The organism is Azoarcus taiwanensis (assembly GCF_012910885.1).
In the GTDB taxonomy this organism is placed as follows: domain Bacteria; phylum Pseudomonadota; class Gammaproteobacteria; order Burkholderiales; family Rhodocyclaceae; genus Azoarcus_F; species Azoarcus_F taiwanensis.
Window position 1 is genome coordinate 37,839 of record NZ_WTVM01000017.1, and the last position, 6,707, is coordinate 44,545.

The window sequence follows — 6,707 nt, forward strand, 5'->3', positions numbered from 1 at the left end:
ATTATAATCCGCCGGTTTTCATGTCATGTTGATTCTGAAGGGAACCCGTGCGTCATTGTCTGCGACGTCAAAGTCTGCGGATCGAAGGCGCTCCCAGACCGACAGATGTGTGCGTGAATTGCAGCGATATGGGCGCGCACCGCTTCGGGCCTGCTCTCACTTTTGACGAGGTCTGTTGCATGTCGGAACCGCCGTCCATTCAGCAGCATGCCGTGAGCAACCAGCCCACCAAGGTGCAGGCTGCGGTCGGCAAAGCCTGGGTTCCGCCGACCGGAGCCGATGATCGCGGTAAGACTCGGATTGGCGCAGGCTCGAGCGGTTTGCTGCAATCATCGAGCTTGGGAGGCGACCCTGTCTCGGCAGTCGGCAGGGGGCTGCGCAAGGCGTGGCGCTCGCTCGAGATTCTGGTCGGCCTGATCATCGCCTTCGTATCACCGTTCGCCTTGTTGTTTCTGCTCGTGACACAGGCCAAGTGGGCGCTCGCGCTGGGTGCGCTGACTACGGCCGCCCACGCGTACTGGCGGGTCCGAATGGATGGCTGGAACGAGCGCCCGGACGGGAGTCGTCCGGGCTTCAAGGGGCGTGCCGCCCTGCTGTTTCTCATTCTGTGCCTGAACTGCATGTTCTGGGGCCTGTTGATTGCCAGCGTGATGCCCGCGACCTGGGTGGCCGATTTCAACGCCAGCGCGCCCGCCTGGCTCGCCGACCACCACTGGGAGCGATGGTCGGTCACCTTCAGGCAAACCATCGAGTCGTTCGTAAGCATTGCGCTGATCGAGGTCTTCGCCTACCTGCTCGCCCTGCTGCCCTTCGTCCTCGTTTTCGCGGTGAGCGTATTGCTGGTCATACGCATCGGCTTGCCAAGGGTTACCGACAAGCTCATGTTCGTCGCCCGCGTCCTTGTGATCGGGATGATCGCGGGCATCGTCATCCAGATCCTCTGGGGGCCTTCGCTCGAGTGGCTGTTCTGGGCGATCAATGGCTACATCCTCTGGCGGGGTGCCGGGTTGCTTACCTTGCTCAGCATCATCGTGATCGGCTTCATGCCGTTCCGCATCGTCGAGTTGCTCCGTCGAGGTCGTTGGTTGAGGACATTCTTCGCATGACGCACAAGGTTGCCAAACCGCTCGTGGTGGCCGGTCCGAGCCGCGGCCTGATGGAGAAGGCTGGAATCCTCTTCACTGCGCGGTGGCCGAGCATCCGTCGACTGGCTGTGGCGTTACTCGTCTTCGCTCTGCTCCCGTTGTCCCATGCGACCGAAGCGGATGGCTTTTCGATGCCCCGGCAGGACTTCATCATCATGGAAGCCGGCACGGACGCGTATGGCTTCAGGTTCCAGGATCTTGTCGTCCTCGATCCGCGGGAGGGCAGCATGCTCAAGGTGCTGCCGATGAGCCCCCGCCTCCCCGATGACCTGAATCTGCGCCCCTCCGATCGCCTGCGTTTCTACCCGACCAACCGGACCGCGGTCCGGACCGTGGTTGCGCCCAGCGGGCAGACGGTTGCGCACAACCGCGTGATGGGTCGCGATGCATCGAGCCGGCGCATGCACAGCTATGTCTGGCGCTTGGCCAGCGGCGAGCTTGTCCTTGCGCTGAGCGATGCCTACGGTTTCGCACTGCTGGGCGAGGACGGCGATCATCTGGCCGTACTGGCCGAAGACAAGTCGGTGTCCGTCACCGAGTTCCAGGTGTGGGACACCGGTCAGAACCAGATGGTGTTCAAGGCACGATTTCCCGAAGCCAGACGCGTTGTCGCGCACCAGACGAATTCGACCCGTTTCGCGGTGTTTTCGCTGGACAACGATTACGTGATGCTGTGGGATCACGAGCAGCAGCAACTCCACCGCATCGCGATACCAGAAGGCAGGCGGCTGAGACTGCTCGGGAACGGCGACACCTGGAACATGTATCGGGGCGAGAACATCGTCATTTCGGCCGATGATCGCTGGCTGGCCTTCATCGGAGACGCGACACGGCAGGTGCCGGCATACAATTTCCACTTGGTCGAGCTTGGAGCCGCCGGAGAGCTTCAGCCGGTAAAACTGCAGGACTCGGGCCGGAGCCTGGGCAATCCCTTCAATTGGGTGGCCTTCGGCGCAGGGCTGCTGGGGGCGAACGAAACCTCGCTGCGTCTTCTCGCCCTGCCGTTCGATCCAAGGGGCGGGACTTGGTCCCCGAAGGCCTGGGTGGCACGGCGTCACTCGCCTTCGGCCTGCACCGCAAACAACAGCCGTGAGCTCAGCGAATGCAGTCAATCGCCGGAGAGCGCGCGGGATCGCGCCCGACGTGCCTTCGTGCCGAGCGATGCGCTGCTCGAGCCGATTCAGGTCGACATTCACTCGCGCTATATCGCAAGCAACGACGGCAAGCTGCTGGTCGCATGGGACAGCTACAACCGGCGACCCATCATCCTGGATGCGAGCACCTTCCCCCCGCGCGAGCTCTCGCCGGCCCGGCCGGATGCGACCGACCCCGCGGCACTCCACGAATTCAGGCCAGGCATTCCGCGCGACGATGGCCAGTCAGCCGGTGGTCTGCTGCGTTTAAGTCACTTCGCCCGGCACCTCGTGATCTTCACTCCGGAGCCCGGCTTCACCTCGTCGCCACCGGTCCGGGTCCAGTCCTATTCCGTCCCGGCATTGATTCCGGGCGCGGCGCCCGAACTGACGCTTGCCGACTATCTGCTCGCCCGCAGTCGGAGTGCGGGTGTGTGGCATCCTGCGCTTTGCCGTCTGGAGCCGGAGGCGTGCCTCGCAGAGGACGCGGCTGCGACACGCGAGGCGGGGGCAGCAAACCGGACGCGCGACGTCGATGCGCCGATGCGATTCGACATCTTCATCGTGGAGGACGAGCCGGATCCGATCGAAGCGTGGATGAGACGCGACCCTTCGCGGGAGCGCGCATCCGCTCCCGATCTGTGCAGGGCTTTCGAGCGCATCCAGCGGCCGATCCAGGGCGAGCCCTTCATCGTGGACGAGCGTTTCGAAGGAATCCGCATCGTCGGTCAGGGTGAGATCGTCTCGAGCGACCCGTCGATTCCGTTCCGCGAAGGAGACATCCTCTTCGATGGGGGCTGGTGCCGGAACACCGTGTGCTCGGCCGACGAGTTTGCCCGCGAGATCAAGCGGCTGTGTGCCTCGCGCGGCCATGACCTCGTCCGCAACCTGGTGCTGGAGGTGGGCTCTGCCGACCCTGCACGAAACCGTTCATGGATCATGCTGGAGAAGCGATGAGACTCCCAGACTGCGCCGTACGTCGTGCCATCGCGTTGGCTGTGGCGTGCCTGACGGCTGTTGCGCTGAGTGCCTGTGGGGACAGGCTGCTCGAGTCGAAGGAGACCGGTTTCATCCTTGCCGACCCATTGGAGCATCGTCGCACGACCGAACCCCGGCATCACCAGCGATGGCCCAACCACCCTGCATCGAGCGCGAACAAGCGCCTCCAGCCACCTCTGGTGGTCGGGGCTGTCATCGACTCCACCCGCGAGCCGGAACCGCTCATGAGCCTGATGCGGGTTGCGGTCGATCTGTATCCGCCGATTGACTGCGATGATCCGCCGGACTGGTTGATGGCGTCCGGCGCGCTCGATGTTCCCGCATCGGTTGCCGCGGAACGGCTGGTCGATCTGGGCACGCCGGTGCGATCCGCCGAGCTTTGGGTGGTGCCCGGATCGCGGGATGGGGCGTACGTGGACGTCAGCATCCCGGCCGACAGTACGGCGGGCCGCACGATTGCCATGGAGGCGAGTTACAGCGCAGTCGCGCCTGAGCTTCAGTATCGCGAGCCCTTCGAGACCGTCTTTCAGTTTGGTCCGGACTGGCTGGGTCTACCCCTGCGCCAGGCCGGTGTGGGCCGCACCGTGGTGTTTCCACCCAGTCAGGACTGCTCGAGTGTCGAGCGTGCGCAGGACGACCGGTTGCCAACGCGCGTGATCGTCTACGGCGCCTTCGACCAGGGGTCTTCACCGGACAAGTACATTCGGGTTCCCGCAGACGTACCCTTTACCGCGCGTGTGATTGAGAGGTGTCCGTTGAGCCTGAGCCAGAGGAACGAACTCGTCGAGGTCAGGACCGGTCCGATCTACCGCCCCCCATCCAGAGAATGGCGGTTCACCGCCACCGCTCGCGGCGAGTGTGAGGGCGGGGTCGTCAAACTGGAATTCGGTCCCCTGACTGCCCCGGTCATCGAAAGGAGTTCCCGGGGCTAGCAGCTCGACATTCATGCCACCGGCCGGATCCTAGTCGCGCAGTACTTGAACTCCGGGATCTTGCCGAAGGGGTCCAGGGCCGGCTGGGTCAGCAGGTTGGCGGCGGCTTCGACGTAGCAGAAGGCCATGAATACCGAGCCTGGCTGCACGCCTTCGTCGGCGCGCACTTCGAGCCGGATCGCGCCGCGCCGGGTTTCCAGCGTCGCGGTGTCGCCACTCGTCATTCCCAGGTGCGCGAGGTCTTGTGGATGCAGGCTGCACCAGGGAGACGGATCGAGGGCGTCGAGCACCGCTGCGCGGCGGGTCATGCTGCCGGTGTGCCAGTGTTCGAGCACCCGACCGGTGATGAGTACCAGCGGATACTCTGCATCCGGCAGCTCGGCGGCCGACGAAGGTTCAACCGCCTTGAATCGTCCGCGTCCGTCCGCGGTCGGGAATGACTCCCCGAACAGCACCGGCTGGGACGGTGCATCGACCGCGGCCTTGGGTGCGACCACTGCACCCGCGCGTTCCAGCGCATCCCAGGTGATGCCGGCGTAGCTCGGCATCGCCGCGGCCAGCTCGGCGAACACCTCGTGGGGTCCGGCGTAATTCCACTCCAGCCCCATGCGCCGTGCGATCTCCTGGATGATCCAGCAGTCCTCCCGGGCCTCGCCGGGAAGCGGCAGCACCGGGCGGGCGAGCTGCACCGCGCGGTCAGTGTTGGTGAAGCTGCCGGTCTTCTCGAACATCGACGAGGCCGGCAATACCACGTCGGCGAGCATCGCGGTTTCGGTGAGGAAGATGTCCTGCACCACCAGATGTTCCAGCTTCGCAAGGCCGGCACGGGCGTGGGCGAGGTCCGGGTCGGACATCGCCGGGTTTTCGCCTTCGATGAACATGCCGCGGATGCGGCCTTCGCAGGCGGCGTCAATGATCTCGACCACGGTGAGGCCGGGCTCGGTGGGCAGCTCGGTGCCCCACAGGGCTTCGAAGCGGGCACGTACTTCGGGCTCGGCGACCCGCTGGTAGTCCGGCAGCATCATCGGGATCAGGCCGACGTCGGAGGCACCCTGCACGTTGTTCTGACCGCGCAGCGGATGGAGGCCGGTGCCGGGCCGGCCGATCTGGCCGGTCATCAGCGCGAGCGCGATCAGGCAGCGCACGTTGTCGGTGCCGTGGGTGTGCTGCGACACACCCATGCCCCAGAAGATCATGCTGTTGGGGCCGGCGGCATAGGCGCGGGCGACCTCCCGCACGGTGTCGGCGGCGATGCCGGTGATCGAGGCAGTGCGCTCCGGCGGGAAGCGCAGCGCGGCCTCGCGGAAGTCGTCGAAGCCTTCGGTGCGGCGGGCGATGAAGTCGGGGTTGGTGAGGTCTTCCTCGATGATGGTGCAGGCGATGGAAAGCAGCAGCGCGACGTCGGCATCCGGGCGGAACTGCAGCACCTGCCAGGCGTGGCGTGCGAGCGGGGTGCGGCGCGGGTCCATCAGCACCAGGCGGGCGCCGCGTTCGGTGGCGTTTTTGATGAAGCTCGCGGCGACCGGGTGATTGGCGGCGGGATTGGCGCCGATGATGATGACCAGATCGGCATGCTCGACATCGCGCACCGGGTTGGAGACTGCGCCGGAGCCGATGCCCTCGAGCAGCGCGGCGACCGAGGAGGCGTGGCACAAGCGCGTGCAGTGGTCCACGTTATGGGTGCGGAAGCCGGTGCGCACGAGTTTCTGGAACAGATAGGCCTCTTCGTTGCTGCCCTTGGCAGAGCCGAAGCCGGCCAGCGCCTTCGGCCCGACCTGGTCGCGGATGCGAGCGAGCCCCCGGGCGGCGAAGTCGAGCGCCTCGTCCCAGCTGGCTTCGCGGAAGACGTTGAGCGGGTTCGCCGGGTCCACGTCCAGCGTTTTGGGCACGCCCGGGCGGCGGATCAGCGGCACGGTCAGGCGTTCGCGGTTGCGCGCATAGCTGAAACCATAGCGGCCCTTTACGCACAGGCGGCCGGCGTTGGCCGGGCGGTCGCGACCTTCGGCGAAGACGATGCGTGCCGCGGCGCCTTCGCCGGCGACGTGGTAGCTGACCTGGCAGCCGACGCCGCAGTAGGGGCAGAGGGAGTCGACCTGGCGGGTCGGGACGAAGCGTGGGGTGGCCGAGCGGTCGGCGGGTTCCACCTTCGGAAGCGCGGGGCTGAGCGCACCGGTCGGGCAGGCCTGCACGCATTCTCCGCAGCCGACGCAGCTGGAGTCGCCCATCGGGTCGTCGAAGTCGAACACGATCCTGGAGTGCCCGCCGCGATGGGCGTAGCCGATGACGTCGTTGACCTGTTCTTCGCGACAGGCACGCACGCAGCGGGTGCACTGGATACAGGCGGAGAGGTCGACGGCGATGCCGGGGTGGGAGTGATCGGCGGCGGGTTGTTCGCGGGCGGCGAAGCGGCTGTGGTCGACCCCGAGGCGTTCGCACCAGTGGGCGAGTTCGGAGTCCGGCTTTTCGGCGGCGGCCGGGACGTCGGCGCGCAGCAGCTC

General features: G+C 65.9%; 4 protein-coding genes. 3 read left to right on the forward strand and 1 reads right to left on the reverse strand.

The annotated features are described in order from the left end of the window. Positions 1-212 precede the first annotated feature (212 nt). The 3 genes from GPA21_RS04535 to GPA21_RS04545 are packed head-to-tail and all read left to right on the forward strand — an operon-like array spanning position 213 to position 4,209. A complete protein-coding gene (locus GPA21_RS04535) occupies positions 213-1,106 on the forward strand; it encodes a hypothetical protein (RefSeq protein ID WP_168987027.1) in 894 nt (297 codons plus the stop codon). Next, positions 1,103-3,235, forward strand: coding sequence for a WD40 repeat domain-containing protein (locus GPA21_RS04540; protein WP_168987028.1), 2,133 nt, complete (start codon positions 1,103-1,105; stop codon positions 3,233-3,235). Before GPA21_RS04535 ends, GPA21_RS04540 begins: the two co-directional genes overlap by 4 nt. Further along, positions 3,232-4,209, forward strand: a complete 978-nt coding sequence (locus GPA21_RS04545; RefSeq protein ID WP_168987029.1) for a hypothetical protein — start codon at positions 3,232-3,234, stop codon at positions 4,207-4,209. Before GPA21_RS04540 ends, GPA21_RS04545 begins: the two co-directional genes overlap by 4 nt. Positions 4,210-4,220: 11 nt before the next feature. Here the strand turns inward: GPA21_RS04545 and fdhF are convergent. Continuing rightward, positions 4,221-6,707 (reverse strand): formate dehydrogenase subunit alpha (gene fdhF, locus GPA21_RS04550; RefSeq protein ID WP_168987030.1); only part of this gene is annotated, 2,487 nt, incomplete at its 5' end.

What these genes read in the sequence shown, in the direction of transcription:
- GPA21_RS04545 (WP_168987029.1), top strand. Translation starts at nt 3,232, where the DNA reads ATGAGACTCCCAGACTGCGCCGTACGTCGTGCCATCGCGTTGGCTGTG.
- GPA21_RS04540 (WP_168987028.1), top strand. Translation starts at nt 1,103, where the DNA reads ATGACGCACAAGGTTGCCAAACCGCTCGTGGTGGCCGGTCCGAGCCGC.